This window comes from Oceanicaulis sp., from assembly GCF_051859625.1.
Classification (GTDB): Bacteria; Pseudomonadota; Alphaproteobacteria; order Caulobacterales; family Maricaulaceae; genus Oceanicaulis.
Genome location: NZ_JBHYFH010000001.1, coordinates 1,792,257 through 1,817,143, shown reverse-complemented (window position 1 = coordinate 1,817,143; position 24,887 = coordinate 1,792,257). Strand labels below are relative to the sequence as shown.

The window sequence follows — 24,887 nt, the reverse complement described above, 5'->3', positions numbered from 1 at the left end:
CCTGCGCCCTTCAAGTGGAAAGGTCCAGATTGAGACGGCGCCGCCTGTGGTCACACCTGTGTCAGACGCTGAAAATCACAGTGAAGACGTTACGCCTCGCTTGCCCGCTGGTCGCTCCCTCCGCTACCACCCTCGGCCATGAACGAAGACAGGCCTCGGCCCGGCTGGCCTTGAGGCCGGTGACGGGCCATATAAGGCTGCAAGAGACGAAGAAGGATATCCTCATGGCGGCGAAAGACACCGGCCTCAGCTTTTCCTGGGAAGACCCGCTGCATCTGCAGCAACAGCTGAGTGAAGACGAGCGCATGATCGCCGACAGCGCGCGCAGCTATTGCCGCGAGAAGCTGTTGCCGCGCGTGGTCGACGCCTATCGCGAGGAAAGCTTTGATCGCGCCATCATGACCGAGATGGGCGAGATGGGCCTTCTGGGGGCGACCGTGGCCGAGGAATACGGCGGCGCGGGCCTGTCCCATGTGGCCTACGGCCTGATCGCCCGCGAAGTGGAAGCGATTGATTCCGGCTATCGCTCGGCGATGAGCGTGCAGTCCTCCCTCGTCATGTATCCGATCGAGGCCTTCGGCACCGAAGAGCAGAAACACAAATACCTGCCCAAGCTCGCCAGCGGCGAATATGTGGGCTGTTTCGGCCTGACCGAGCCCGATGGCGGCTCTGATCCGGGCGCCATGCGCACCACCGCCAAGAAAGTCGATGGCGGCTATGTGCTGAACGGCGCGAAGATGTGGATCACCAATTCGCCGATCTCTGACCTCGCCGTAGTCTGGGCCAAGCTCGACGGCGAAATCCGCGGCTTCATCGTCGACAAGGGCACTGACGGTTTTGATTGCCCCAAGATCGAAGGCAAGCTGAGCCTGCGCGCCTCGATCACCGGCTCAATCTCGCTCAATGACGCATTTGTTCCGGAAGAGAACCTGCTGCCGCATGTCAAAGGCCTGCGCGGTCCGTTCTCCTGCCTGAACAAGGCGCGCTACGGCATCGCCTGGGGCGCCATGGGGGCGGCCGAGTTCTGCCTGCACGCCGCCCGCGATTACGCCATGGACCGCGTCGTGTTCGGCAAGCCGATCGCCGGCACCCAGCTGGTGCAAAAGAAACTCGCCGACATGCAGACCGAGATCGCGCTGGGCTATCAAGGCGCGCTGCAGCTCGGGCGTCTCATGGACCAGGGCGCCTGGCTGCCTGAAGCCATCTCCATGATGAAGCGCAATAATTGCGGCAAGGCCCTGGCCATCGCCCGCGAGGCGCGCGACATCCATGGCGGCAACGGCATCGCCGAGGAATACCATATCCTGCGCCACGCCATTAACCTGGAAACGGTGAACACCTATGAGGGCACTCATGACGTTCACGCCCTGATCCTGGGCCGCGCCATGACCGGGCTTCAGGCGTTTTCCTGAGCCCCGCCTTCGCCGTCACAACAAAAAACCCCGGCGCCGAAGCGCCGGGGTTTTTTTATAGGGTCTGTCCGAGGATGAGCGCTTAAGAGCGCGTTTCCCAGTACGGACGCCGTCCCGTCAGGTTCAACGCCAGCGGATCCGGCCGTGTCAGCCGGCCAGTGGCGAACAGGACGACCAGGGTCAGCGCCATGCCGACCAAGGCCAGTAGGCTTGTCACTTCAGCTGACGCCAGACGCGGCGCCAACACAGCAAAAGCCAACCAGGCGGCGATCAGACCCACACCAACAAAATGAGACATGTGGACCTCCATTGATTGCTCACCGTTATAAAACTGTCACTTTACGGTTCGGGTGTCAAGTTTTTTGACAGGACACGGACAATTTTTCTACTCCGGAGACATTACGTCTCACCCCTAGTTTCTTGACGATTCACTGCAATCTGGCGCAAGAAACAATTCAGTTCGGAAAGCGTTCCAGGGCAAAACCATGCACGATGAACCGGTCTATCTCACCCGACACGACGCGGTCGCGTCATTGGTGCTCAATCGGCCCGCCAAGCATAATGCGCTGACTGAGGCGATGTGGCGGGAGATTTCCGAGCTGTTGGCGGAAGCCGAAGCTGACAGCGACATCCAGGTTTTGATTGTACGCGGCAAAGGCGGCGCATTTGCGGCCGGCGCGGACATCTCCGAATTTGAGGACGTCTACGCCACGCCCGAACGGGCAGAGGCCTATTCGCGCGCTATCGGAGACGCGCTGGACGGGCTCGCCCGCTTTCCCAAACCCACAATCGCGTCCATTGAAGGCGCCTGTGTGGGCGGCGGCTGCGCCCTCGCCCTGGCCTGTGATCTGCGTTTCGCCGCTCAGGGCGCGCGCTTTGGCGTCACCCCGGCGCGGCTGGGGCTTGTGTACCCCTTCAATGATACGCGCCGACTGGTGAACGCGGTGGGGTCTGCAGCCGCCAAAGATTTGCTGTTCACCGCGCGGTTGATTGATGCGGAAACCGCGCTGCAGATCGGCCTGATCAACCGGCTGACGCCGTCAGGCATCCTCAAGGAAACCGTCAATGATTACGCCAACCACATCACCCGCGCCTCCAGTCACACCGCCAAGGTGACCAAACAGATGATCGCATTGATTGAGGCCGGGCAGGACCAGGACTGCGAACGGACACGGGCGCTGTTTCTGGAGGCGTTTTCCGGCGAGCATTTCCAGGAAGGCTACAAGGCCTTTCTGGACAAACGGCATCCGGATTTCCCCAAACCCTGATCCTCGTGTTGCCCTGCACCATGCAGGCGCGCCTCGCATTCCTGGATGCAGCGATTATGTTAGCGGCGTCTTTTCAGGCGGGAGAATCCTGTGTCCGATCATTCAGGCGTAGAACCGATTTCCAGTGCGCCGCGCTATATGACGCTGGCGGAAACCCTTCGCTCCGGGATCGCATCCGGCCATCCGGCGGTCGGCGAGCTTTTGCCCACCGAGCACGCCCTCACTGAACAATATGGCGTGTCGCGCCATACTGTGCGTGAAGCGCTGCGCCTGCTGGCCGAGGCGGGTCTGATCGCGCGACGCCGCGGCGCCGGCACGGTCGTCGTCGCGTCCGAAGCGCGCGCGGGCTACGCGCAGCGCCTGGGCAGTGTGGACGATCTGATGCAGTACACGCGCACAGCCCGTCTGAAACCGATCCGTCAGCATACAGGCCCGCTGGACCCGGCGGTCGCGCGCGCCTTCGGCGTGGCGCCGGGCAGCGATTATCTGCATGTGCATGGTTTGCGCGGGCAGCCCGATCGGGCGCCGCTCGCCCTGACTGACATGTATATCCGGTCCGACCTGGCGCCGCCGGTGGACGTGTTCGTCGAGCTGAACGGCGGCGTCACCGAATGGATGGCGACCGAACGCGGCGCGCCCACCGCACGGATCGAGCAGACGATCTCTGGCGGGCTTCTGACCGATACCGAAGCTGAAGCGCTGGATGCGGAAGCCGGCACCGCCGTGTTGCGCACCATGCGGCGCTATTACGACAAGGGCGGGCGCATCATCGCCTTGTCCGACACCGTACATCCGGCGGATCGCTTCACCTATGAAATGACCATGCAGCGCGAAGTGGACTAGCCTATTCCGCCGCCTGGTCCCCATGGGAGTCTGACAGCATTTCATCGAGAATGGCGCGGGTGTCCTCGCCCAGCTTGGGCGCGCGGCGTGTCGGCGTCGGCGCGCCGTTGATCCGGAAGGGATCGCGGATCATTTTCAGCCCGTCTGGCTTATCGGGATGCGGCACGGTCTCGATCATGTGTCGCGCCTGGGGCGAAGACAGCGCGCACGCCATGGAATTGACCGGGGCCACGGGCGCCACGCCGCCCAGCACCGTCATCCATTCCGCCGTCGTTCGCGTCGACAAGAACGCGTCCAGCTCATCCTGCAGCTTCGCCCGGTTCGCCCGGCGCGCCGCCATGTCGGCATAGCAAGGATTATCCAGAAGATCTGGCCGCCCCACCGCCTTGCAGAACGCGCCCCAGAATTTCGGCAGCTGGCACATCACGAAGATCCAGCCATCCGCGGTCCGGAACAGCTGGCTGGGAGCGACCGAGGGATGGGCGGAGCGTTCAAGCCGTTCGGCGCACTTTCCCTCATTGAGAAACCATGTGGCCGAATAGGAGAGCTGGTGCAGGGCCGCGTCAAACAGCGATACATCCACATCACAGCCGCGGCCCGTGCGCTTGGCGCCCAGCACCGCCGAAACCAGCCCCAGCGCCATCATCGTGCCGCCCATATAATCAATCATCGACATGCCAAAGCGCGTGGGCGGCGTGTCCGGCTCTCCGGTCATCGCCATCAAGCCCGCTTCGGCCTGCATCAGATAGTCATATCCTGGCCAGTGCATACGCGCGCCCTGCCGGCCATAGGCGGACAGGTGCGCACAGACGATATCGGGCTTCACCGCGCTGAGATGGGCGTAATCCACCTTCAATTCCGCGGCCTGATCACCGCGCAGATTATTGGCGCAGGCATCCGCGCTCATCACCAGACGATCAAAGATCCTGCGATCACCGCGATCCTTGAGATCCAGCGACATGGAGCGCTTGCCCCGGTTGAAGGTCTGGAAAAACTCGCTGTCATGATCGCCGAGAAAATAAGGACCCGCGAGGCGTGCGCTGTCGCCGCCCACGGACGGGTTTTCGATCTTGATCACGTCCGCACCCAGAGAGGCCAGCAATTGCGTACCGTAAGGCCCTGCGCCGTATTGTTCGAGGGTTAGAATTCGAAGACCGCTCAAAGGCTGATGCATGGGGAACCCACAGTCTCACTTTCCATTTCCCGAAAATGTTAACGGAAAGACAGGAAGTGGCCAAGCACGTCTACGACTTTAGCGTGAATAGTCTCAATATCATCATGTTTTCAGCTGGTTGATTTTGGGTTCGTGCGAGACAGAGGGTCGCATTCCCCCGTTACACAGAGCCTGACAAGGTGGGAGCACGCCTTCAAAAAGAGATATTGAAATGAATCACAAGCACCGCAAAACCCTGCACGCCCTGTTCGCTCACCCGGAGCCCGCCAACCTCTCGCCCGCCGATGTGGAGCATGTTCTGATGGAGCTGGGCGCCGAGATCAGTGAGCGGTCCGGCGCGAAATTCGCTGTCACTCTGGGCGGCCATACCGCCAATTTTCATCACGCCTCTCACGCCCTCCCCAAAGATGAAGTCCGGCAGATCCGCAAATTCATCGAAACGGCTGGCGTGGATCCAGAACGCGACTACCCGCTTTAATCCCGCATGGCGGCCACTGGCCCTGCCCGGCGCAGGGTCAGTCCGCCAACAAGCGCCTGGGGCCGCTGCCCTGTTTGCCCATTTTGTCCCCGGGATTGTAGAGCTGGCAGGTTTCCAGCGACAGGCACCCACAGCCGATACAGCCGTCCAGACGGGTTCGGATGCGCTCAAGCTCTGCAATGCGGGCCTCCACCCGCACCTTGATGCCCTTTGAAATCCGCGACCAGTCCGCCTTGCTCGGCGTCCGTCCTTCGGGAAGATGCTCAAGCGTGCTGCGTATCTCCTCAAGGCTCAGCCCCAATTGCTGCGCAATCAGAATGAAGGAGACACGGCGGATATCGGCGCGCGCAAACCTCCTTTGACCAGCATTGGTGCGATAGGCGTGCACCAGCCCGCCATCGGCGTAATAGCGGATGGCGGAGACGGCGACTCCCGTCCGCGCAGACAGCTCTCCAATGGTGAGAAGTTTTTGACGCGGCGCCATCAGATTGTTTTTCCTTGACTTTAAAACCTTGACCTCAAGTTAGCTTGAGAAATTACGCTTGCCAACATCACAAGTCTGAGTGTTGGAGTTTCCCATGACCGCCGCCCTTGATTGCCCTCAACCGCATGTCCGCAACTGGCACGCGGATCGCGCCTTGTCCCAAGCCGCTGGAAGCGCGTTGAAGACCCGCTCCGATTATCGCCATCATGACGCAGCGCTCGAGCGTCTGGACGCGCTCTCACCGGCGCTGACCAACGGCTATTACAATCATGCGCCCATGGTGGTGGAGGCCTTGAGCGCCATGGGGCAAGGGCGCGAAGCTCTGGCCTGGCTGGACCGCGAACAGGACAGCTTCACCCCGGTGGAGGCTGAGACCGGTCCCATCAATCCCGACGACTGGCCCGACCTGATCGCCGCTCGGGGTCACTACGCGGACTGGCGTGCGTATTTTCAGGACGCCCTTGAGGCCCAACCCTGGCGGGAAGTCGCCGCCGTCTGGGTGAACCGGCTCGCATTCGGCTTTTCAAGCTCGGCCGCTCATGGCGTGCTTCAAACCGCGCACGCCGTGCGCGCCTTGCAGTCTGACGCCACGCCCGCGCGCTTGCGCGCTCTCGCGAACGCGCTGGCGGGATGGGCGAGCCGCCATAGCTCGCTGCCCATCAAGGACCAGCCAAACCAGGGCGTTCTGGATTTTCAGGCGGCTCTGAGCTGGATCAAGCCGTTAAGCGATGACCATGCGCCGGGCGAAGGCGCGATCACCACCGGATACGCCCAACTGGTCCACGCGCCAGGTTTCGCCGAGGAGGTGAGCCTTGTGGATCTGTCCGGCGATCTGAACGCCCGATTTGACGCGCTCATGGCGGTGATGGCGAAACTCTTTCTGTCGCTGGCGCGCACGCCCTACACCGTCATTGTCTTCACCCATGCAGTGACCGGCAGCGCCGCCGCCCGAACCCTGTCGCAGATCGTTCCTGACGCTGTCGGCCGGCAGCTCCTGTTCAGAGCCTTTGAGCATGGCGCGGCGCTGAAAGCGGCGTTCACTGCGCTAGCGCTACAAAGTGAAGCCCCGCGCAAGGCCCTGCCGCCCGGCGACCCCGCCCGGCGCGCCGCCCGGCATGGCGACGATCATATGATCAAGCTGACCGAGGCCGTGCTGGACGCCTACAAGCGCACGCATAACCCTGTGTTTCTGGACGTGATCGCTCAGGCGTTCGCACTTCTGCCGGGAGCGGACGCACACTGACCTGCCGCCCTGACTTGGCGAAACCGCGTCAGAAGGGGATAAGGCGGTATGTCCGCTGTCCTCAGCCCTCTTCTGACCCTGACCTTGCTGGGCGCCCTGATCGCCTTGTCGGTGATTGACGCCCGGCGGTTCATTCTGCCAGACCGGATCACCTTGCCGCTGATTGCGGGCGGGGTGATCGCCGCGGCGCTTCTGGGCGCTCCGGTCTGGCTGCATGCTTTGGGAGGGATCGCAGGGTATTCCGCCCTGGTGCTGATCGAGAAAAGCTATGAGCGCCTGCGCGGACGGCCCGGCCTGGGGCGGGGCGACGCCAAGCTGTTCGCCGCCGCAGGCACCTGGTGCGGCGCGCTGGCCTTGCCGGCGGTCTTGTTGTTTTCAAGCCTGGCGGCGCTGCTGTACGCGCTCACCTTGAAGCTCGTTTTACGCAAGCGCGTCACCGCTGACAGCATGATCGCCTTTGGCCCGTTTCTGGCCTTCGGGATCGCTCTTGTCTGGCTGTTGCAGCGCAGCGGCCTGTCCGGTCCCGCCGGGTTCTAGAGCCGCGACGCTGCGAGACGATCCGCGCCTTGGCGGCACGAATACACGCCGCCCAAAGGCCGCACGGTTTCAGAGCCATCGCTCTCGCGCACCCGCAACAAGACATTGGTCAGTCTCGGCCCGGATCCGGTCTCCTCGGCCACCTCGCCGCTCAGGGTGAAGGTCTGCGCGCTGGCCGAGGTCGTATACACCCGGGAAAAGCTCTGCCCCATAACGAAGGCGCCCGTTTGAGACGCCACGCCCAGCTCATGCACGGCGCCGTCATGAACGATCAGGGCGCGTCTTTCCCGTTCGTTTTCAAACACCACAAAGGGATGGCGCTCACCCACGCCAAACAGGAAAACGCCGCATGCCCCGTCCTGCAGCGATTGCGGCGGCAGGCTGGTCACGCGCTCAGGCGTGCTCTGAGCCGGCGCAGGCGCCGAACTGGGCTGGAGCGGGGTCGCAGCGCAAGCGCTCACCGCCAGCGCACTCAGACCTGCAAGAATCCACCGCATGCTCATCCCTCTCCCATCGCGCCGCTTTCGGCGACCCAGTCCGCACCCTCAGCCTGAAAGCCCAGCAGTGATAGCACCGGACCTGCCGCCGGGTCATGCGGCGTCGCCCGAACACGATATGACGGCTGAGGCGCACTCAGCACGATCATACCGTCCAGATCCAGCGTCGGGCCTGATCCTGTCAGACTGAGCGCCACATGCTCGCCTGCGCAAGACAGCGACATGTCGACGATCGGCAGATCCACATCATAACGCACGCCCAGATCGGCGAGCGCCGGGCTCATCATCGCGCCCTCAGCCGACAGGCATCGCCCGTCTTGATCAAGACTGACATCCACCCCGTCCAGCTGAACGACAGCATCTCCAGCCAGGCTGAAAGCCGGGATGGCGGCAAAGCCCGGCCAGGCGGACAATGCGACCACGCCTTGCGCGTCGCGAATATCGATCCTGTTGGACCCCACGCCGATGACGGCACGAAGCTGAACGCGCGGGTCCATGATCTCGGTCTGCACGCGCATCCCGCCCGAGAGCAGCGCGCCCGGATCAAGCGCGGTCTGCACCCGCTGAAGCTCCAGATCACCGCGGCGCGCCCGAAGCGCCTGCCCGTTCCAGACCGTGCCCTGCACCAGTCCCGCCTGCACGCCAGAGGGGGCAAGCGCGTCATAGACCAGACGCGCCGGCGCAGACATGATGAGCCCGGCGATCAAGGCGATGACGAACAGCACACCCAGAAAAACGCGCATCAATTCGCCTCGCTCACACGGCGCAGCGTCAATTGCGCCCGCACCCGTTCATCGGCCTCGCGATCCAGGCTGATCCGCTCAACCACCACGCCCTGCTCGCGCGCCAGAGCGTCCAGCCAGGCCAGGACGGCGTTGGCGTCCGCCTGCTCCATCCAGACGCCCAAACGACCATCTTCAAGAGGCTGAACGCGACTGATCGCCAGTGCGCGCTCGCGCGCTGTACGATCCGCCAGGGTGCGTAAGGGCTCTTGGTTTTCCGGCGCTGTGACCTGAGCGGCCAACGCGCGATACTCCTCGATCTGAACCAGCAGGGTTTCATAGCCTTCCGCCGAGCGTGAGAACGCTCGCAGCGCATCAGAGCGCCAGCTGATCACCGGCCCCAGAATCCCGAACCAGATCACGGTCAGCGCCAGCAAGGCCGCAAGGCCCGCCAACAGAACCTGCTCGCGCACAGTCCGCGCCAGAAAGGCCCGCCGCAGGGGCGTCAAAACATCTTGCCCGCTCATGGCAGCCTCACCGTAAATTCAGCCGATACGCCCGCCGCGCTCTGGCGCGCGCCGCCATCTTCCAGCACCACGCCGCGGGCTTCAGCCGCGCTGCGCAAACGCTCGAAATCGCCAAAGCCGGAATAGAGCGCGGTCACCGACAACTCGCCGCGGCTGGCGTCATAACGCACCGAATCCACCCGCACATCGTCAACATCGCGCATCATGTCAGCCAGCGCGGACGCCAACGGCAGAAACCCGGTCCCGCCGTCTGCGCCGCCGCGCATCGTATTGAGCGCCTGACGCATTTGAGTCGAGACATTGACGATGCGCGCATCGGGAAACAGCGTGCGGAAGGCCTCAGCCTGCGCCGCCTCATAGCGTTCGGCGCGATCATCCAGATACGCCGCCTGCACCGCCATCAATGCAGTCGCGCTGATCAAGGCGGTCAGCGCCAGCCCGGCCGCCCAGCGCCAGGGTTTGAGCAAACCCGCCCAATCAAGGCTCGTGGCGAACTCGTCGCCCAGCACGCGCGGCAGGCTTTCAAGGTGCGAGACGGTCAGGGCGGCCGCCTCAAGACGCAGATCAGGCGCCTCGATGCGCGTGGCGGAGACAGATGCGTCGCCCTGCGCCAGGGCTGCGAAGTCCAGATCAGGACTGATCAGAATACGACGCGGATTGAGACGGCGCCCGAGCCCGGACAGGACGGGAGCCAGCACTGGCGGCTCAATCGCGCCGCACACCGGATCCGACAACGCCGCTTCCAGATCGCGCGCCGGCGCGCCCTCGGCCCCGGCCAGATCGCCTGTCCGCGTCTTGAACACAATACGATCGCCATAGCTCATGACCGCCAGATCCGCGTCTTGACCCGTCAGCGCCAGGGCGTCGCTCAGCGCATAAACCGGCTTGACCAGAACCCCCGAGAGCATCTCACGCCATGCCTTCAGCGCGGTGCGGTCCACCGCCGTCAGCCAACGTGCGCCATCAGCGCCGACTGGTCCCAACGCGACTTGCACATCTTCAAGAGATTGCGCGAGATGATCTTCGATCAGGAACGGCGCCGCCCGGCGCGCATCGCGTTCAGACTGGCCCGGCACCGGAAGTCGGCGCACGAACACCTCTTCAGCTGGCAGCAACACGACGGCATGGTCGATCTGCACCGTCCGGGGCGGCTCCAACATGTCGCCTGGCGACAGAACGCCTTCAGCGATCACCGCGCCAGACCGGATCACGCTCCAGCCAAGGCCGGTCTGCTGCGCCCTGGCGCGGGGCGGCTGAAGGATCAGCACGTCAGTCATCAAAAGGCTCCAAAGCGCTGGCTGCGGCGGCGCAGATCATTGCTGTCGCGCAGCTCGGCCAGCTGCTCAAGTTGAAATTGCGTATCGGCGAGACGCACGCTCACCTCCATCCGAAACCAATGGCTGCGCAAGCCCAGCCGCGCCTTCGCCTCATCGCTCAGCTCAAGCGCGGCGATCAGGGGATCAGTCCAGACTTCCTCAAGGCTCTCATACCCTGCGGGCGGGCGGCGAAACAGCACAGTCTCAGCGTCGCCCGGGGTCAGACCGGCATCCAGCAGCACCGCCAACAGCACTGCGCGGTCCAGCGACACGGTGTTGATGTTGAGCGGCGGCTGCTCAGTCAGCGGCAGGACGCACAGATAGGGTTGGTAAAGCGCATAAAGCTCTGGCGACATGGCAGGCAGAGCGCGCAATTCCTCCAGCTCGACGAAGCGCTGATTGGCCGCCCGATAGGGCGGCGTGAATGCGGCGTAGACGCGATCTTCCGCGCCGCCCGGCTCTGTGGAGCCATCAATATCCACCCAGTCTATGATCTGGGCGAGCACGCTTTCGGCCTCGCCCGGCCCAACGCCGATTTCAGCAGACAGACGCAAGAAGCCCTGACGCAAATGTTCGGTTTCCAATTGCGCGGCCTCTGTTCCGAGCCGGTCTTCGCCCGAGGTTTCAGGCCGCACCAGAGCGTTGATGTTCAGACAGTTGTTAAGATCAAACACCTGCCCGACCACCTGGCCGTTCTCGAGCGGAAACACCACGGGACCCGCCAGCCAGGCTTCATCTGGGCGCATTATAGAGCGGCCGGGCTCGCCTGCGTTCAGGAAGGCCGCTTCGGCCAGCTCGCGGGCGCCGCGCGCCGTCCACAGGGCCTGGGCGCGCTGATCGATCTGGGCGGTCCTGAAGGCCGCGAAACGCGTCACATCCATCAGCTGCACGGCAACCGCCGCCATCAGCGCGACCAGCAACAAAGCCGCGATCAGCGCCGTGCCGCGCTCAGAGCGCCAGTCTGTCTGCTGCGCGCTCATGCGCCCCGCTCCGCTGCAGGCGACAACACCACATGCTCCATCGGCCCCAGCTCGGCCTGCGTATAGGACAGACGCAGCGCGCGTGGCGCCTGGCTGGTCCCCTCGCTGTTGGGGACAGGCCGAACCTGGACGATGTCGGTCCATACCGCGCCCATCAGCGCCGACAGGCGCAAATCTGAAACGCCCGACGCGATCAGCTGGCGCACCGGGGCCGCGCCGCGCGCCTGATCCGGATAGGCGCCCGCTTCACGCCACAGCTGGTCGCCGTCATAGATCCACGCCACACGCTGCAAGCCAGAACGCGGCTGCACGCCGCCCGGATTGGCCCAGCCTGTACGCGTCAGCACCAGAATTTCTCGCGCCTCGCCCTCACGCGCCGGCGCCAGCGGATCGGCGCCCTCGACATCCAGCGCGAACAGGCGCGGATCGGTCAGCCCGTCTTCATCGCGCACCGTGCGCATCACCATCTGCCCGACATCCTCGGCCATGAGCGCATGAATGCGCTGCACCGCCGCCAGATCGGACAGCACGGCTTCAGACGTCTCCTTCGCGCGTAAAGACGTGGTCAGCAGGCCGACGCTGATCGAACTGATCAACGCAAAAACCATCACAGCGGCCAGCACTTCGACCAGTGAGAACCCCGCTTCACGACGCCCGCTCATGACGTCCTCCGCAGGGTTTCAAGCGCCTGATAGACGGACTCGGTTTCAGGGTCGGAGACCACCAGACGCAGGCGAACAAGATCAGGCTGACCGGTGGCTTCGATCTCCAGCGTCCAGGAGAAGTTCAGCCCGCCCAGCGCATACTCGCCCGTCCGTTCACGCATCTGATCTGGATCTGTGTCGAGGATCTGTTCACTGAGAAGGTTCTGCGCGGCGATCTGCGCCAGGGTCATCTCCCGCGCCAGAGCGGCCGAGCGCGTGGACGTGGTCAGCGCGTTCATCAACGCCACGCCCGCCAGCGCCAGAATGGTCAGCGCCGCCAGCATCTCGATCAGCGAGAACCCGGCTTGCAGACGCCCGGTCATGACGCCGTCCCCGGCGTTTCAGGGTCCATAAGGCTCAGATGCCCCTGCCCGTCCCGCGCAATGCGGCGCACGCCCAGCGCGCTGCGCAACTCATAGACGAAGGGTTGGTCAAAGCCCGTCGGATCAAACCAGACTTCAGGCGCGGGAATGTCAGGAGCGCCGGAGGACAGACCGGTCTCGTCCCGTCTTGCGATCGCGCCGGACTGCACCGTCAGCACCAGATCAGGGTCTTCAAAGCGATGCGCGTCAAAGGCTGGATGGTCAGTGCGCACACGCCAGAGGCCGTCCTCAAACTGGAAGAACTGATAGCCGCGACCGTCAAAGCGCGCCGCAAAACCCACATGCCGCCCCGTCACCAGCGCATCCTGCCGCGCTTCATCGAGCGCACGCATTAGCGCCTCGCCCTCAATCTGTTCGGGCGCGTCTTCAGGGCGCAGCATCACCACGGCCACGCCCGTCACCAGCGCGATGATCGCCAGCGCCGCCAGCGTCTCCACCAGCGAGACGCCCGCCTGACAGGATCGGGGCGCAGTCCGGGTCACTACGACTCTTCAGTCCAGTTGCCGATATCAGCGTCCTCGCCCTCGCCGCCTTCACGACCATCCGCGCCATAGGTCCAGACGTCAAAACGGCCATGCTCGCCGGGATAGAGGTAGAGGAATTCATTGCCCCAAGGGTCGGCCGGCAGATTGTTGATGAAGCCGCCTTCAGGAAACCGGGTCGCCAGACGCGCATCGGACGGCGGGGTCACCAGAGCCTCAAGCCCTTCGTCGGTGCCGGGATACCGCCCCATGCGCAGACGATAGGTCTCCAGCGCCTGCTCAAGCTGGCTGATCTGGGTGGCGGCGGTCGAAGAGTTCGCCTGGCCCAGCATGGGCAGGACGTTCATGGTGATGATCGTGGCCAGAAGCCCGATGATCACCACCACAACCATCACTTCAACCAGGCTCAGCCCGGCTTCGTCGTCCTCGAGACGGCGCGCGTCATGATCGGTGAGCAGCATGTCTCAGTCTCCTTGCTGGCCGCACTATCCCAGCGCGGCGGTGTTCAGTTGCAGGATCGGCAACAGGATCGATAACACGATCCCGACCACCACCACGGCCATGGCGATGATGATCCCCGGCTCCAGAAGGCTCAAACCCACCGTGATGGCGCCGTCCACATCCGCTTCCATATGTTCGGCGGCGCGCTCAAACATCTCCGCAAGACGGCCTGAGCGTTCCCCGGCGGCGACCATGTAGACCATCAGCGGCGGGAACCAGCGCGCCTGACGAAGCGCATCGGCCAGCCCTTTGCCGGTCTCGACCTTGTCGATCACGCTGCTCATCATATCCTGAAAGGGCAGGTTGTCAGACGCCCGGCGCGCCGCGCGCAAAGCTTCCGGCAGCACAGCGCCGGCATTGATCAGGATCGCCATGGTGCGCGCAAACCGCGCCGCCTCGACCTTGCGGGCGAACCCGCCCAACCCCGGCAGCCCCAGTTGCGTGCTCTGCACCGCGCGCTTCACCGGCTCGCGCCGGATCGCGACCGCATAGACCAGCCCAGCCCCCAGAAGCAGCAACAACAGAACCGGCCAGCTCGCCTGCAAGCCATTGGACAGCGTGATCATGACCCGCGTCAGCAGCGGCAAGGTCATGTTCATGGTGTCAAACTGCTCGGCGATCTTGGGCACGATTGCCACAAGAAGCACGCACACCACCAACAGCGCCACGGCGCCCAGGACGCTGGGATAGATCAGCGCCGCGCCGACCCGGCGCTTCAAGGCGCCCGCCTTTTCCAGATACTCCGCCAGCCGGTCGAGCACGCGGCCCAGACCGCCTGCGCCTTCACCGGCCGCGACCATGGCGCGATACACGCCGGGGAAGCTGTCAGGATAGGCGGCCATGGCCTCTGACAGGCGTTCGCCTTCCGTGACCTTCTCGCGCACGCCCATCAGCACGCGCTCCACCTGCGCCTTGTCAGCCTGACCGCCAATCAGTCCGACTGCTTCTTCAATCGGCATGCCGGCGTCGATCAAGGTTGCGAGCTGGCGCGTGACGCCCGTCAGATCCTCTTCAGACAAGCCTTTAGGCTTAAACAGGGTTTTTAGAACGCCGCTCTCTGAACGATCGCTGGCGCGACCGACCGACAGCGGCGCCAGTCGACGACGACGCAACTCCTTGCGCGCAGCGGCTTCGGAGTCCGCAGACAACAGGCCTTTGGTGCGCTTGCCCGCCGCGTCCAGGGCTTCGTACTCAAACGCCGCCATCGCGCTCGCCATCCTCGCGACACACCCGCATCACTTCGGCCAGGCTGGTTTCACCAGCCTTGGCCAGCTCAACGCCGGACCGCCACAGCGTATGGCGTGTCTTAAAGGCGTGGCGCGCAATCTCGTTTTCGCGCGCATCCTCGTGGATCATCGAGGCGATAACGTCATCCACCACTAAAAGCTCATACACGCCCCGACGCCCGGAAAAGCCCGAACCGCCGCAGGCGTCACAGCCTTTGGGCCGATAGAGGATCGCGCGCTCGCCCTCGCCAAGCTCCATCATGCGGCGCTCACCCGCATCCGGCTCATAGGCCTCTTTGCAGGACGGGCACAGCCGACGCACCAGACGCTGGGCCACCACCGCCTTGATCGTGGTGGCCAGCAAATAACTCTCAACGCCCATATCGCGAAGGCGCGTCACCGCGGCGGCGGCGGAATTGGTGTGCACGGTCGACAGAACGAGGTGCCCCGTGAGCGAGGCCTGAACCGCGATCTCGGCGGTCTCCACATCGCGGATCTCGCCCACCATCACCACGTCGGGGTCCTGACGCAGGATCGCCCGCAAACCGGCGGCGAAGGTCATGCCGACCTTGGTGTTGACCTGGGTCTGGCCCACGCCCTCGACGGCATACTCCACCGGGTCTTCCACGGTGAGAATGTTGCGGGTCTGGTCATTGAGAAGGTTGAGTCCGGCATACAGCGTCGTGGTCTTGCCCGCCCCCGTCGGGCCGGTCACCAGCACCACCCCGTTGGGCTGGGCCAGCACGGCCTGAAAATCTGCAAGCTGCGCCGGGGACATGCCCAGCTGATCGAGAGTGAAGCGCGCGCTGTCCTTGTCCAGAAGGCGCAGCACCACGCGCTCGCCATAGCGCGAGGGCAGAGTCGACACGCGCACATCCACGCCCTTGCCCGCGAGCGTCAGTGTCAGGCGCCCGTCCTGGGGCACACGTTTCTCGGCGATGTCGAGACGCGCCATCACCTTGATGCGGCTGATCAGAGGCGGGGCGAGCCGCCCGCTCAGCGACACCATTTCGCGCAAGACGCCATCCACACGCAGGCGCACGGACACCCGGTCTTCAAACGGCTCCACATGCACGTCAGACGCGCCCGACCGCACGGCCTCGGCGATCAACCCGTTGATCAGGCGAATGATCGGCGCATCAGAGGCGCTGTCGAGCAGGTCCGCGGTCTTGGGGATGTCGTTGATGATGTCAGACAGGCTCTCGCCCGCCGCATCCTCAACCGTGTCGGACATGGAATGAGCGAGGCCGTCAAAGGCGTAGATTTCTGACAGGGCGCGATCAAAGGCGCGCGCATCCAGGGTGCGCATCTCGAGTGCGGCGCCCGCCGCCCGACGCGCTTCCAGAAGCGCCAGCGGATCAAAATCCTCGCGCAGCAAGAAGACCGGGGCGTCCCCGGTCTGGAGCGCCACGCCGCGCTCGCGCGCAAACCCGTAATTCAGAGGCTTCAAGACTTACTCCTGCCCCGCATCCGCGTCCGGCAACGGACGCGCGAAGGGGTCGCCGCCGCCCATCATCATGTCCACAATGGATTCAAGGCTGGACTCGCCACCCGTGGCGTCACGCTGCTGGCCGACCGCATAATCATAGCTGCTGCGGGTGACGTCGCGCATGCTCGCCGCGTCCCGCACAATGGTGGGGCGGATGAACACCATCAGATTGCGACGCGTGGTGGAGCGGCTGTCATTGCGGAACAGACGCCCCGCGCCCGGAATACGGCTCAGCCCCGGCACGCCGCTTTCCGCTTCCTGCTCGTCGGTCTCGATCAGACCGCCCAGCACGATGATTTCGCCATCATCGGCCAGTACGGTCGTCTCGATCTTGCGCTGATTGGTGATCAGTTCAACGAAATCTGCGCTGACCGGACCGGCCACCGAGGAGACCTCCTGACGGATCTGAAGCCGAATGGCGTTGCCGTCATTGATCTGGGGGCGGACATAGAGCTGCACGCCGACGCTTTCGCGTTCGATCTGACGGAAGGGGTTGGCATTGTTCGAGCCCAACGCCTCGCCCGTGGTGATCGGGATTTCCTGGCCCACCATCAGATTGGCTTCCTCATTATCGAGGACCATCAGCTGAGGTTTGGAGAGCACGTTGGAATCTGAATCCGTATCGAGCGCATTGACGATGACGCCGAACAGCGAGCCGTCATTCAGCTCGCCGCCAAACCCGAAGGCCCCGCCGCGGGCGTTCACCAGCGAGGACAGCGCCAGATTGCGCAAATTCACATCCGTGCTGCTGGTCGAGTCACCGTCCGATGTCAGCCCGCCGGTCAGAAGCGCGCCGGTCAGCGCCAGAAGGTCCGGCTGCCGGGTCGAGCCGTAGCGGGTATAGGCGAAGGGCGTGGCGTCATCGCCATCACCCGCCAGCAGAAACTGGACGCCCAGATCGCGCGCGGTCTGGTCAGATATCTCAACGACGATCGCTTCCACCTGAACCTGAGGGCGGCGCACGTCCAGGCGGCGGATGACCTGTTCAAGGTCGCGCAGCACGTCCGGATCTGCGTTCATGATGATGGCGTTGGTCGCGGGATGGTGCGCGATGGAGACAGGACGCCCGCCCGTGTCAGACGCGTTCATGGTTTCGGTGAACTGCTCGAGGATCGGCAGCAGATCATCACCGCGAGCATGGTTCAGCGCCACAACGCGGAAAGTCTGGTTGGAGGCGCTGACCGCATCAATGCGGCGCACCAGCGAGACCATCTCGCCCACCGCCGCGGGTTCGCCGCGCAACAACAAGGCGTTCGAGGACGGCACCGCCGCCATGGTGATATTGGCGGGCGCCTCCCTCTCAGAACTTTGAGAGCGCACCTGAAGCCGCCCGATAATCTCCGCCATCTCTTCCGCGGGAACGTTCTCCAGCGTCAGCATTTCGACTGTTGAGGTGTCACGATCCACTTCACGCAACGCCGCCTCGATGGCGCGCACATTGGAGACGAAATCCACGATCACCACCAGATTGCCCGATGCGATGGAATTGGCTGCGCCATACTCGCTGAGCATGGGCACGATCGCGCGCACCGCATCCAGCGCGGCGGCGTTCTGCAGGCGGTACACCGAGCTCAGCACGACGGAGTCAGACCCTGACGCGGACAGAGGCGCGCCCATGCGCACGCCGTCTGTCGCAGGGATGATCTGATAGACGCCCGGCGCCATCGGCAGGGCGGTGTATCCGTTCACCCGCAGCGTGGAGAGAAACACCTGAAAGGCTTCATCAGAGGTCAAAGGCGTTTGCGAGACGATGGACACCCGGCCGCGCACCTCGGGGTCAACGACGAAGGTATAGCCGGTCATCAAGGCCATATCGTCGATCACCGCGCCGATTTCGGCTTCACGGAAATTCAGGGTCTGGCCAGAGGATTGAGCGTAAGCCGGCGCCAGGGCCGCAAACGCTAGAACCATCGCTGTCGCGATGCCGGAAAATGATGTCATGATCGCCTGCATGATGCTTGGCCAGTCCCCTAGAGCGCCGCTAACGCAGCGACGTTTCCACAGTGATTTCTTCGCCGTCGCGCCAGATGCGCACAACCGCCATATCGGCGGATTCCAAAAGCGCGAAAGCGCGCACAGCCGCGGCTTCGCTGGTGAGCGGCGCCGCGTTCAAACTCAGCACCACATCACCGGGCTCAAGCCCCAGATTGGAGAGCTGACCCGTGTCGCCGTCCACGCGCAAGCCGCGCACCGCGCCGTTTTCATAAACCGGCTCAAGGCTCAGCCTCGACAGCCAGCCATGGGCCATTTCCCGTTCGCTCATCTGCACATTCGCGCCTTCAGGCGCGATGGACGCGGCGGCGGCCGGCGGCGCTGCGCCGGACTGGGCGCGGCGGCGGCCCGCATCGGTCAGAAACAGGCTTTCAAGCACGCCCCGGCGATTGATCACCACCCTGTCGGCGTGAACTTCCTCCAGCACGATGTTCGCACTCAGGGTTTCACCTGCGGCGACCCGCAGCTGACCTTCGCCGGGAATGTCGATGATGGCGGATCCGTCACCGGGCGCCGCGCCGACGCGCACCCCGCGCAAGGTGAAGCCGAGCCGGCTTTCCGGAGCGACGGGCGCCGTATTCTGCGCAAGAGGGGCGAACACGCCGCTCAGATCGCCGATTGTGTGCGGCGCAGACGCTGCGGACCGGGCTGCGCCGCTCAAGGGGCTGACATCCGCGCGCAAGGCGTCAGAACCATACAATCCAAACCAGACCGCCTGCGACACGACCAACGCAATCACGATGACCAGCACAGCCTCCACAGCGTGACGCAGCAAGGCAAGACTCGAGTTCGCCTCGGGTCTGCTGGCTGCGGTCTTGCTGGCGTGTGCGGTAAGCATCTGTGCGTTCAGGCCTCTGCGGCGGGATGGTGCATCGTACACGGACGTTGGATCGACGCGAACCCGTGATTTCGCGTCCCGCGTGTACGGCACGCTCTGAAAGCAGAGACAAGCGCGCAGACCATAAGGTCCGCCCGCTTGCATCCGTGTAGGATCGTCAATGTCATGACGGGGCGGCGCAAGGCCGCCCCGTCAATCGTCCTAGAACCGCGCCGTCAGGCTGACAGACACGGAGCGCCCGCGGGCATAGGTGTTGAACTGGGTCTCACCAATGCCTTCGCTGACCTGATACTCGATGTGATCTTCATCGAGCAGGTTGCGTGCATTGATGCTCAGCGACAGGCCCTCATAGATGTAGTTGAGGTCCCGGCGATAAGTGGCGTCCAGGATCACGCCCGGATCTTCCATCACGTCGGGAAGCTCGGCGCCAGGCTGGCTCAGACCCCGTTGCAGAACGCGGTCATCCACCCAGTTGAGAAGCAGGTTGAACTCGTCCTGATCACTCGCCCAGCCCAGCTGTGCGTTGATGATGTTCTCAGGCGTTCCCTGCAGCACAGACCCGTCGAGATTATAGGTCGAGGCCGCCTGCAAGCTCTGGCTGATCGGATCAAAGATCAGATCGCCAGCGCCCGCTTCAACTTCTGAGTCGGTGTAGGTGTAGTTGATGCCGAAGCGCCAATCGCGGTCCGACAGGAAGAAGATGTCGCCCGGAATGTTGAACTGGGTGCGATATTCCAGCTCGATGCCCTGAACGACAGCTTTGGGCGAGTTGATGAAGGTGGTTTCGAACACGAAGGTCGAGGTCGAGAACTGCACTTCTTCAATCGGGTTGGTCAGCTCTTTGTAGAACACCGCGCCGGTGATGAACTGATCGCGGCCCAGATAGTATTCCACACGCGCGTCATAGTTCTTGAACTCGGTGTCCACGAGGCCCGAGTTACCGCGATAGGCGCGGCCGGATTCAGGATCGAAATAGCTCGAACGCGCCAGTTCACGGAACTGCGGGCGTGCGATGGTTTCCGAATACCCGACCCGCAGCTGAAGGTTCTCAGCGAACGTCCAGGTGCCGGTGAAGGCCGGCAGGGTGTAGTCGTTCTCAAGATCGACCGTGCCCGCGCCCAGATTGCCGAAGCGATCAAAGGTCTGCACCGACTGGGTCGCTTCTTCACGACGCACGCCGAAGGTGGCGCGGATATAGTCGGTGAACTCCACATCGGCCTGGGCGTAGTACGCATCCACGTCCAGCTTGCCGGTATAGGAGTCGTTCGTGGTGGACAGTTCTTGCAGGATGAACCGCGTCGGCGCGATGTTGTCCGGCGAGAACAGGAAGTCAGGACGCGCCACACGCACATCGTCGGGCAGCGAGTTGCCGCCCACGAAGCGGAAGGTGTACAGATTGTACTCGCGTTCGGTGCTCGAGGTGTCGAAACCGCCCGAAAGAACCGTGTCCCAACCCATCAGATCGAGATTGTAGACCGCGTCGCCGCCAAAGCTGGTGGCTTCATCGGTCAGATCGCTGAAGCGGATGTCGTAGCTGTTGGCCACGAGATAGCTCGGCTGACCCGTCGCAGGATCGATCAAGCGACGCAGCGTGCGCTCATAAGGCGCGTCGCGGGTGGATTCCGCATAAGCGCCGCGCCAGCTCAGTTCCAGATCACCGAACACGTGCTCGCCGTTCAGCTGGAACATGGTGAGCTCGCGCTCATACCAGCCGGTCTGCTCGTCATGGATCTCACCCGTCGCGCCCGGCGCGTTAAAGTCCGTGCCAGTGGTGATTTCAGAGCGCTTGTCAGTGTCGTGCGAATAGAAGACGAGGCCCTGAACTTCATGGTTGTCCAGACCCGCAGACAGGGCGACCAGAGCGTTCGTGGCGGCTTCAAAACGGCCTTCTGCCGCCGTCTGGTCGTTACCGATGATGCCGCCCAGCACGCGCTGGCGGCTGGCTTCGCGGTATGACCAGTCGCTGTCATAGCCAGCGGTCGCCACAACACCCACTTCAAGCTGGCCCAGCATACGCGAGGCGCCGGCCTCGAAACTGAACGAGCCGGTCGGCAGGTATTCGGTGTTCTGGATGACGTTGACCGGAGAATTGGTCAGGCTCTCGCCAGCGTTTTCGATATAGTCATCGCTTTGGCTGTTGAGCGGCTGGCCCGAGGCGATCAGATCCGACAGCGGAGACGGCATGCTGCGCAGGCCGTCATCATAGCCGGTCCAGTCCTGATCCGCGCCCGCATGGGTCAGACCGTCCTGGAACGTGGCTTCGCTGTTGTAGGACACGCCGGCCTTGAGGCTGAAAAAGTCCTCATCGGGGCGGCGCACGGTGCTCATATTGATCAGACCGCCGCCGAACTCGCCCGGCAGGTTTGCGGAGTAAGTCTTCTGAACCTCGATGCCGTCCAGAAGGTCGGACGGGATCAGATCCAGCGGCACAGTCCGGCGAAGCGGTTCGGGGCTCGGAAGCACCGATCCGTTCAGCAAGGACGAGGAGTACCGGTCACCGAGACCACGCACATAGGCGAAACGGCCGCCGACAATGCTCAGACCGCTGACGCGCGCCAGAGCGGCGGCGGCGTCGGAATCGCCTGTCCGGGCCAGGTCGTCAGCAGACAGAAAGCTCGCAACCTGAGAGGTGCGACGCTGGGGTTCGGGGACGTATTGGTAGCGCACGACCACCACGTCTTCGACTTGGTTGGAGGCGGAGGCCGCCTCCTGATCCGTCTGCTGCGCGAAGGCCGCGGACGGGGCGAGGAGAACGCTCGAGGCGAGCAGCGCTCCACGCATGAGTTTCATCGTATTCATCATCAGAACCTTTTGTCAGGTCGTCACCAGCAGGCTGCAGAAGGCGGGGCCGCCGACGCTTTGCGTCGACGGCCCGCGCTCAAATGCGCTTAGCAGGGAGAGGACGCTTCCAGGCCGCAGGACCAGCCAGCCCACCAGCGGTCAGAGCCGTTCTCGACAGCGCCGATATAGGTGACCGGCTCGAACCAGCTATCCAGAGCGTTGGCGTCGAACACGGTCGCTGCGGTCTCGGCGGTGCCGTTCACGAAGACGCCCGTCAGCGATGAAGCCACAGCGGTGGTGTTGTTGCTGCCCTGATCCACTGCGCCTTGAGCCGCAGCTGCGTCAGAGTTCGAGGTGGCCAGGCCGCCATCGCAATCAAACAGCACGGAGTCAAAGCGCGGATCGTTGGCCAGGGAGTAGCCGGCGACGCCGTCACCCGCGCTGTCCTGGAAGCGGAAGCACTCTTTGCCGTAGTCGACCACACCGTTGAGGTAGCGGCCCACAGTGCCCGTGTTCAGGCGGAAGGCGTTGGTGCGGTTACCGATGAAGGTGAAGTTGGAGATCGTCGCGTTGGACAGCGGCGTAACGCCGTTACCGGCACTGGACGCTTCCACGATGTTGTCGCCGAGGTCAGCGTTCTGAACAACGATCGCGAACTGGATGTTGCCCTGATAGCCGTTATCGGTGTCGATGGAGTCGTCTTTGTTGCCGGTCAGGACCAGGTGACGAACATTGACGTTGCCGCCGAAGAACTCGACGCCGTCATCTTCGTTGTTGTGGACCTGGACGTATTCGACCGTGGTGCCGCGACCAATGCCGCCGAACGTGATGCCGTTCAGCTCGTTGCCCGCGGTGTTGATCGCGAAGCCGGCATATTTCAGCTGCATGAAGCGCAGAGCGCCGGAATTGTCGTCTGCGTCTGCACCGCCGTAACGCGCATCCGGGTTGGTCACGCCTTCAACGATGTTTTCGCAAGCCGCCGTACCCGGGGTCGCCGAGCCGCTCAGGCAGCGGTTGATCGGCGCCTGGCCCAGAAGCACCAGACCGCCCCATTCCGCGGTTGCGGTGTCGGGATCAACCTGGTTGCCGGTCAGATCGTTCTCAGAGGTGAGGATCACCGGGTTTTCACGGGTGCCGTTTGCGAAGATCTGGGAGCCACGGTTGACCACGATGTAGTCAGCGCCGCTGTCGCCGAACAGGGTCACGCCCGATTCGATGGTCAGCACCGCAGTGTCGCCGCCAGCGGCGGAGCCGTCAGCGCCGACATCGATGCCGACATCCACGCGACCGGAGATTTCGTAGACGTTGCCGCGCGTCAGGCGCAGATCGTCGGTCAGAACACCGGAAACGCGGCAGATGGTTTCGCCATTCAGCTCAAGACCGGTATCCGCGGTGCCCGTCGGGCAAGCAGCTTCCGGGAACAGGCCGAAGGTCCAGCCAGACGCCCAGTTGGAGGTCTCGGTTTCAGACGCGCTGAATGCGCCGGCATAGCTGGCCGACTGGAAGAAGGAGCCCAGCGTGGTCGGATCGACCGGCGTGATGCCTTGCTCGACCGGACCCGGGAACAGGCGAGAGGCCAGCGAGTTGGAGCCCAGGAGGTTGTTGCTGTCCGCAGCAATCGCTGCGTCCGGGACGCCTGCGACAGAGTTGGACGTGGCCACGCCCGCGTCGCAATCAAACAGAACCGAACGGAAGCTCGGATCGGTCGCTGCGTTGAAGCTGGTGTTGCCGTCGCCAGCGCTGTCCTGCCAGCGGAAGCATTCTTTGCCGTAATCAACGACGCCGTTCACATAGGTGCCGACGGTGCCGGTGTTCAGGCGGAAGGCGTTCGTACGATTACCAACAAAGGTGAAGTTGGAGATCGTCGCGTCAGAGGCCGGCAGGGCGCCCGGGGCGACGCTGGAGGCTTCCACGATGTTGTCGCCGATATCGTCATTCTGAACAACGATCGCGAACTGGATGTTGCCCTGGTAGCCGTTATCGGTGTCGATGGAGTCGTCTTTGTTGCCGGTCAGAACCAGGTGGCTCACATTGACGTTGCCGCCGAAGAACTCGACGCCGTCATCTTCGTTGTTGTGGACCTGGACGTGATTGACTTCGGTGCCTGCGCCGATGCCGGCGAAGGTGATGCCGTTCAGCTCGTTGCCCGCGGTGTTGATCGCGAAGCCGGCGAAACGGATCTGAAGGTAACGCAGGATGCCTGAATTGTCGTTGGCGTCGTCGCCACCGTAAATGGCGTCAGGGTTGGTCACGCCTTCCACAATGTTTTCGCAAGCGACGGTGCCCGGTGCGGCCGCGGCGCTCAGGCAGCGGTTGATCGGCGCCTGGCCGAGCAGAACCAGACCGCCCCATTCCGCAGTGTTCGAACCGCCAAGGTCGTCGGCGTCAGCAGCGCGACGCTCAATGTCAGCCTGGCTGGTCATGATGACCGGCTGAGTAGCGGTGCCCAGCGTTTCGATCTGCGAGCCGCGGTTCACAACGATATAGTCAGCGCCCGAAGCGCCGTAGACGACTGCGCCCGGCTCGATGGTGAGGCGTGCGGACTGGCCGCCCGCCTTGTTGCCGTCTGCGCCGATATCCGCGCCGACATCAATGCGGCCGTTGATGCGATAAGCGACGCCATCAACAGCTTCCAGGGTCAGGTTCGACAGGATCTGGCCGCTGACTTCACAAGCCGTGAAATCGCCGACAGAACCGGTTTGGGTGAAGCCGGTCGGGCACGAAACCGTGCCGCCATTGCCGCCACCGCCATTGCCGCCGCCGCCCGGAGGCGTGCCAGGGGCCGACGGGCCAGGAGAAGCGATATCGGATCCTTGCGAACACGCAGCGATCACGGCGAAGGACGCACCTGCAAGCAGCAGTTTCAGCTTGGACATTTGAACTTTCATCAGAACCCCCCGAGGGACTTTATGTGGCGCAACACTCAAAACACGCCGCGCTGGCTACAAGCACAGGCGGTCGCTCGGGAGGTGAAAAGACAGCAAGATTGTTACGTAGGGTTCTCAATTGC

At 63.6% G+C, this 24,887-nt stretch carries 24 protein-coding genes; 6 read left to right on the top strand and 18 right to left on the bottom strand.

Annotated elements, in window-relative coordinates; translation table 11 throughout:
* Window positions 1–224: 224 nt before the first annotated feature.
* The gene (locus ACTIGF_RS08580; protein WP_439636460.1) at window positions 225–1,412 is read left to right on the top strand and encodes an acyl-CoA dehydrogenase; all 1,188 of its coding nucleotides are present in this window, start codon (window positions 225–227) and stop codon (window positions 1,410–1,412) included.
* Between the two features lie 82 nt (window positions 1,413–1,494).
* Here the strand turns inward: ACTIGF_RS08580 and ACTIGF_RS08575 are convergent, their stop codons facing one another.
* Window positions 1,495–1,710, bottom strand: a complete 216-nt coding sequence (locus ACTIGF_RS08575) for a hypothetical protein (RefSeq protein ID WP_439636459.1) — start codon at window positions 1,708–1,710, stop codon at window positions 1,495–1,497.
* A 187-nt stretch (window positions 1,711–1,897) separates the two neighbouring features.
* Between ACTIGF_RS08575 and ACTIGF_RS08570 the strand changes: the two genes are divergently transcribed.
* Both ACTIGF_RS08570 and ACTIGF_RS08565 read left to right on the top strand, forming a co-directional pair.
* Window positions 1,898–2,680: an enoyl-CoA hydratase/isomerase family protein gene (locus ACTIGF_RS08570; protein ID WP_439636458.1), complete on the top strand. Its 783-nt coding sequence runs from the start codon at window positions 1,898–1,900 to the stop codon at window positions 2,678–2,680.
* Between the two features lie 90 nt (window positions 2,681–2,770).
* Window positions 2,771–3,523 (top strand): GntR family transcriptional regulator, encoded by a 753-nt coding sequence (locus ACTIGF_RS08565; RefSeq protein ID WP_439636457.1) that lies wholly within the window; start codon window positions 2,771–2,773, stop codon window positions 3,521–3,523.
* Window position 3,524: 1 nt separating this feature from the next.
* Here ACTIGF_RS08565 and ACTIGF_RS08560 read toward each other — a convergent pair whose 3' ends face one another.
* Complete coding sequence (locus tag ACTIGF_RS08560) at window positions 3,525–4,697, bottom strand: CaiB/BaiF CoA transferase family protein (protein ID WP_439636456.1); 1,173 nt, start codon at window positions 4,695–4,697, stop codon at window positions 3,525–3,527.
* A gap of 211 nt (window positions 4,698–4,908) precedes the next feature.
* On the opposite strand from ACTIGF_RS08560, the gene ACTIGF_RS08555 reads away from it, so the two are divergent.
* On the top strand, window positions 4,909–5,175 hold the full coding sequence (locus ACTIGF_RS08555) for a hypothetical protein (protein WP_439636455.1): 267 nt from the start codon (window positions 4,909–4,911) through the stop codon (window positions 5,173–5,175).
* Window positions 5,176–5,212: 37 nt separating this feature from the next.
* Here ACTIGF_RS08555 and soxR read toward each other — a convergent pair whose 3' ends face one another.
* Window positions 5,213–5,659, bottom strand: coding sequence for a redox-sensitive transcriptional activator SoxR (gene soxR / locus ACTIGF_RS08550; RefSeq protein ID WP_439636454.1), 447 nt, complete (start codon window positions 5,657–5,659; stop codon window positions 5,213–5,215).
* A gap of 94 nt (window positions 5,660–5,753) precedes the next feature.
* Here soxR and ACTIGF_RS08545 point away from each other — a divergent pair, with 94 nt between their 5' ends.
* Together ACTIGF_RS08545 and ACTIGF_RS08540 are read left to right on the top strand one after the other, a co-directional pair.
* Window positions 5,754–6,902 carry a questin oxidase family protein gene (locus tag ACTIGF_RS08545; RefSeq protein ID WP_439636453.1) on the top strand — a complete coding sequence of 383 codons (1,149 nt, stop codon included), beginning with the start codon at window positions 5,754–5,756 and terminating at the stop codon, window positions 6,900–6,902.
* A 48-nt stretch (window positions 6,903–6,950) separates the two neighbouring features.
* A complete protein-coding gene (locus ACTIGF_RS08540; RefSeq protein ID WP_439636452.1) occupies window positions 6,951–7,439 on the top strand; it encodes a prepilin peptidase in 489 nt (162 codons plus the stop codon).
* On the opposite strand, the gene ACTIGF_RS08535 is transcribed toward ACTIGF_RS08540, so the two are convergent.
* The 15 genes from ACTIGF_RS08535 to ACTIGF_RS08465 form a co-directional block, all read right to left on the bottom strand.
* Window positions 7,436–7,936 carry a hypothetical protein gene (locus tag ACTIGF_RS08535; protein ID WP_439636451.1) on the bottom strand — a complete coding sequence of 167 codons (501 nt, stop codon included), beginning with the start codon at window positions 7,934–7,936 and terminating at the stop codon, window positions 7,436–7,438. The two genes, ACTIGF_RS08540 and ACTIGF_RS08535, sit on opposite strands and share 4 nt — an antisense overlap.
* Before the next feature lie 2 nt (window positions 7,937–7,938).
* Window positions 7,939–8,679, bottom strand: coding sequence for a type II secretion system protein N (gene gspN / locus ACTIGF_RS08530; RefSeq protein ID WP_439636450.1), 741 nt, complete (start codon window positions 8,677–8,679; stop codon window positions 7,939–7,941).
* Complete coding sequence (gene gspM / locus ACTIGF_RS08525; RefSeq protein ID WP_439636449.1) at window positions 8,679–9,185, bottom strand: type II secretion system protein GspM; 507 nt, start codon at window positions 9,183–9,185, stop codon at window positions 8,679–8,681. The genes gspN and gspM overlap by 1 nt, the downstream gene beginning before the upstream one ends.
* Window positions 9,182–10,462, bottom strand: coding sequence for a type II secretion system protein GspL (gspL, locus tag ACTIGF_RS08520; protein ID WP_439636448.1), 1,281 nt, complete (start codon window positions 10,460–10,462; stop codon window positions 9,182–9,184). Before gspL ends, gspM begins: the two co-directional genes overlap by 4 nt.
* Window positions 10,462–11,481, bottom strand: coding sequence for a type II secretion system minor pseudopilin GspK (gene gspK / locus ACTIGF_RS08515; protein WP_439636447.1), 1,020 nt, complete (start codon window positions 11,479–11,481; stop codon window positions 10,462–10,464). The genes gspL and gspK overlap by 1 nt, the downstream gene beginning before the upstream one ends.
* Entirely contained in the window at window positions 11,478–12,143 is a 666-nt protein-coding gene (gene gspJ / locus ACTIGF_RS08510; protein ID WP_439636446.1) for a type II secretion system minor pseudopilin GspJ, read from the bottom strand. The genes gspK and gspJ overlap by 4 nt, the downstream gene beginning before the upstream one ends.
* Window positions 12,140–12,508, bottom strand: a complete 369-nt coding sequence (gene gspI / locus ACTIGF_RS08505; protein WP_439636445.1) for a type II secretion system minor pseudopilin GspI — start codon at window positions 12,506–12,508, stop codon at window positions 12,140–12,142. Before gspI ends, gspJ begins: the two co-directional genes overlap by 4 nt.
* Window positions 12,505–13,050, bottom strand: a complete 546-nt coding sequence (locus ACTIGF_RS08500; RefSeq protein ID WP_439636444.1) for a GspH/FimT family pseudopilin — start codon at window positions 13,048–13,050, stop codon at window positions 12,505–12,507. The genes gspI and ACTIGF_RS08500 overlap by 4 nt, the downstream gene beginning before the upstream one ends.
* Window positions 13,050–13,511: a type II secretion system major pseudopilin GspG gene (gene gspG, locus ACTIGF_RS08495; RefSeq protein WP_439636443.1), complete on the bottom strand. Its 462-nt coding sequence runs from the start codon at window positions 13,509–13,511 to the stop codon at window positions 13,050–13,052. Before gspG ends, ACTIGF_RS08500 begins: the two co-directional genes overlap by 1 nt.
* A gap of 24 nt (window positions 13,512–13,535) precedes the next feature.
* Entirely contained in the window at window positions 13,536–14,756 is a 1,221-nt protein-coding gene (locus ACTIGF_RS08490) for a type II secretion system F family protein (RefSeq protein WP_439636442.1), read from the bottom strand.
* On the bottom strand, window positions 14,743–16,227 hold the full coding sequence (gene gspE, locus ACTIGF_RS08485; protein ID WP_439636441.1) for a type II secretion system ATPase GspE: 1,485 nt from the start codon (window positions 16,225–16,227) through the stop codon (window positions 14,743–14,745). The genes ACTIGF_RS08490 and gspE overlap by 14 nt, the downstream gene beginning before the upstream one ends.
* Window positions 16,228–16,230: 3 nt before the next feature.
* Window positions 16,231–18,207, bottom strand: coding sequence for a type II secretion system secretin GspD (gspD, locus tag ACTIGF_RS08480; RefSeq protein ID WP_439636440.1), 1,977 nt, complete (start codon window positions 18,205–18,207; stop codon window positions 16,231–16,233).
* Window positions 18,208–18,247: 40 nt separating this feature from the next.
* Window positions 18,248–19,096 (bottom strand): type II secretion system protein N, encoded by an 849-nt coding sequence (locus ACTIGF_RS08475; RefSeq protein WP_439636439.1) that lies wholly within the window; start codon window positions 19,094–19,096, stop codon window positions 18,248–18,250.
* 201 nt (window positions 19,097–19,297) lie between these two features.
* Window positions 19,298–21,898 (bottom strand): TonB-dependent receptor domain-containing protein, encoded by a 2,601-nt coding sequence (locus ACTIGF_RS08470; protein WP_439636438.1) that lies wholly within the window; start codon window positions 21,896–21,898, stop codon window positions 19,298–19,300.
* A gap of 86 nt (window positions 21,899–21,984) precedes the next feature.
* Window positions 21,985–24,765 (bottom strand): hypothetical protein, encoded by a 2,781-nt coding sequence (locus ACTIGF_RS08465; RefSeq protein ID WP_439636437.1) that lies wholly within the window; start codon window positions 24,763–24,765, stop codon window positions 21,985–21,987.
* Window positions 24,766–24,887: the final 122 nt, after the last annotated feature.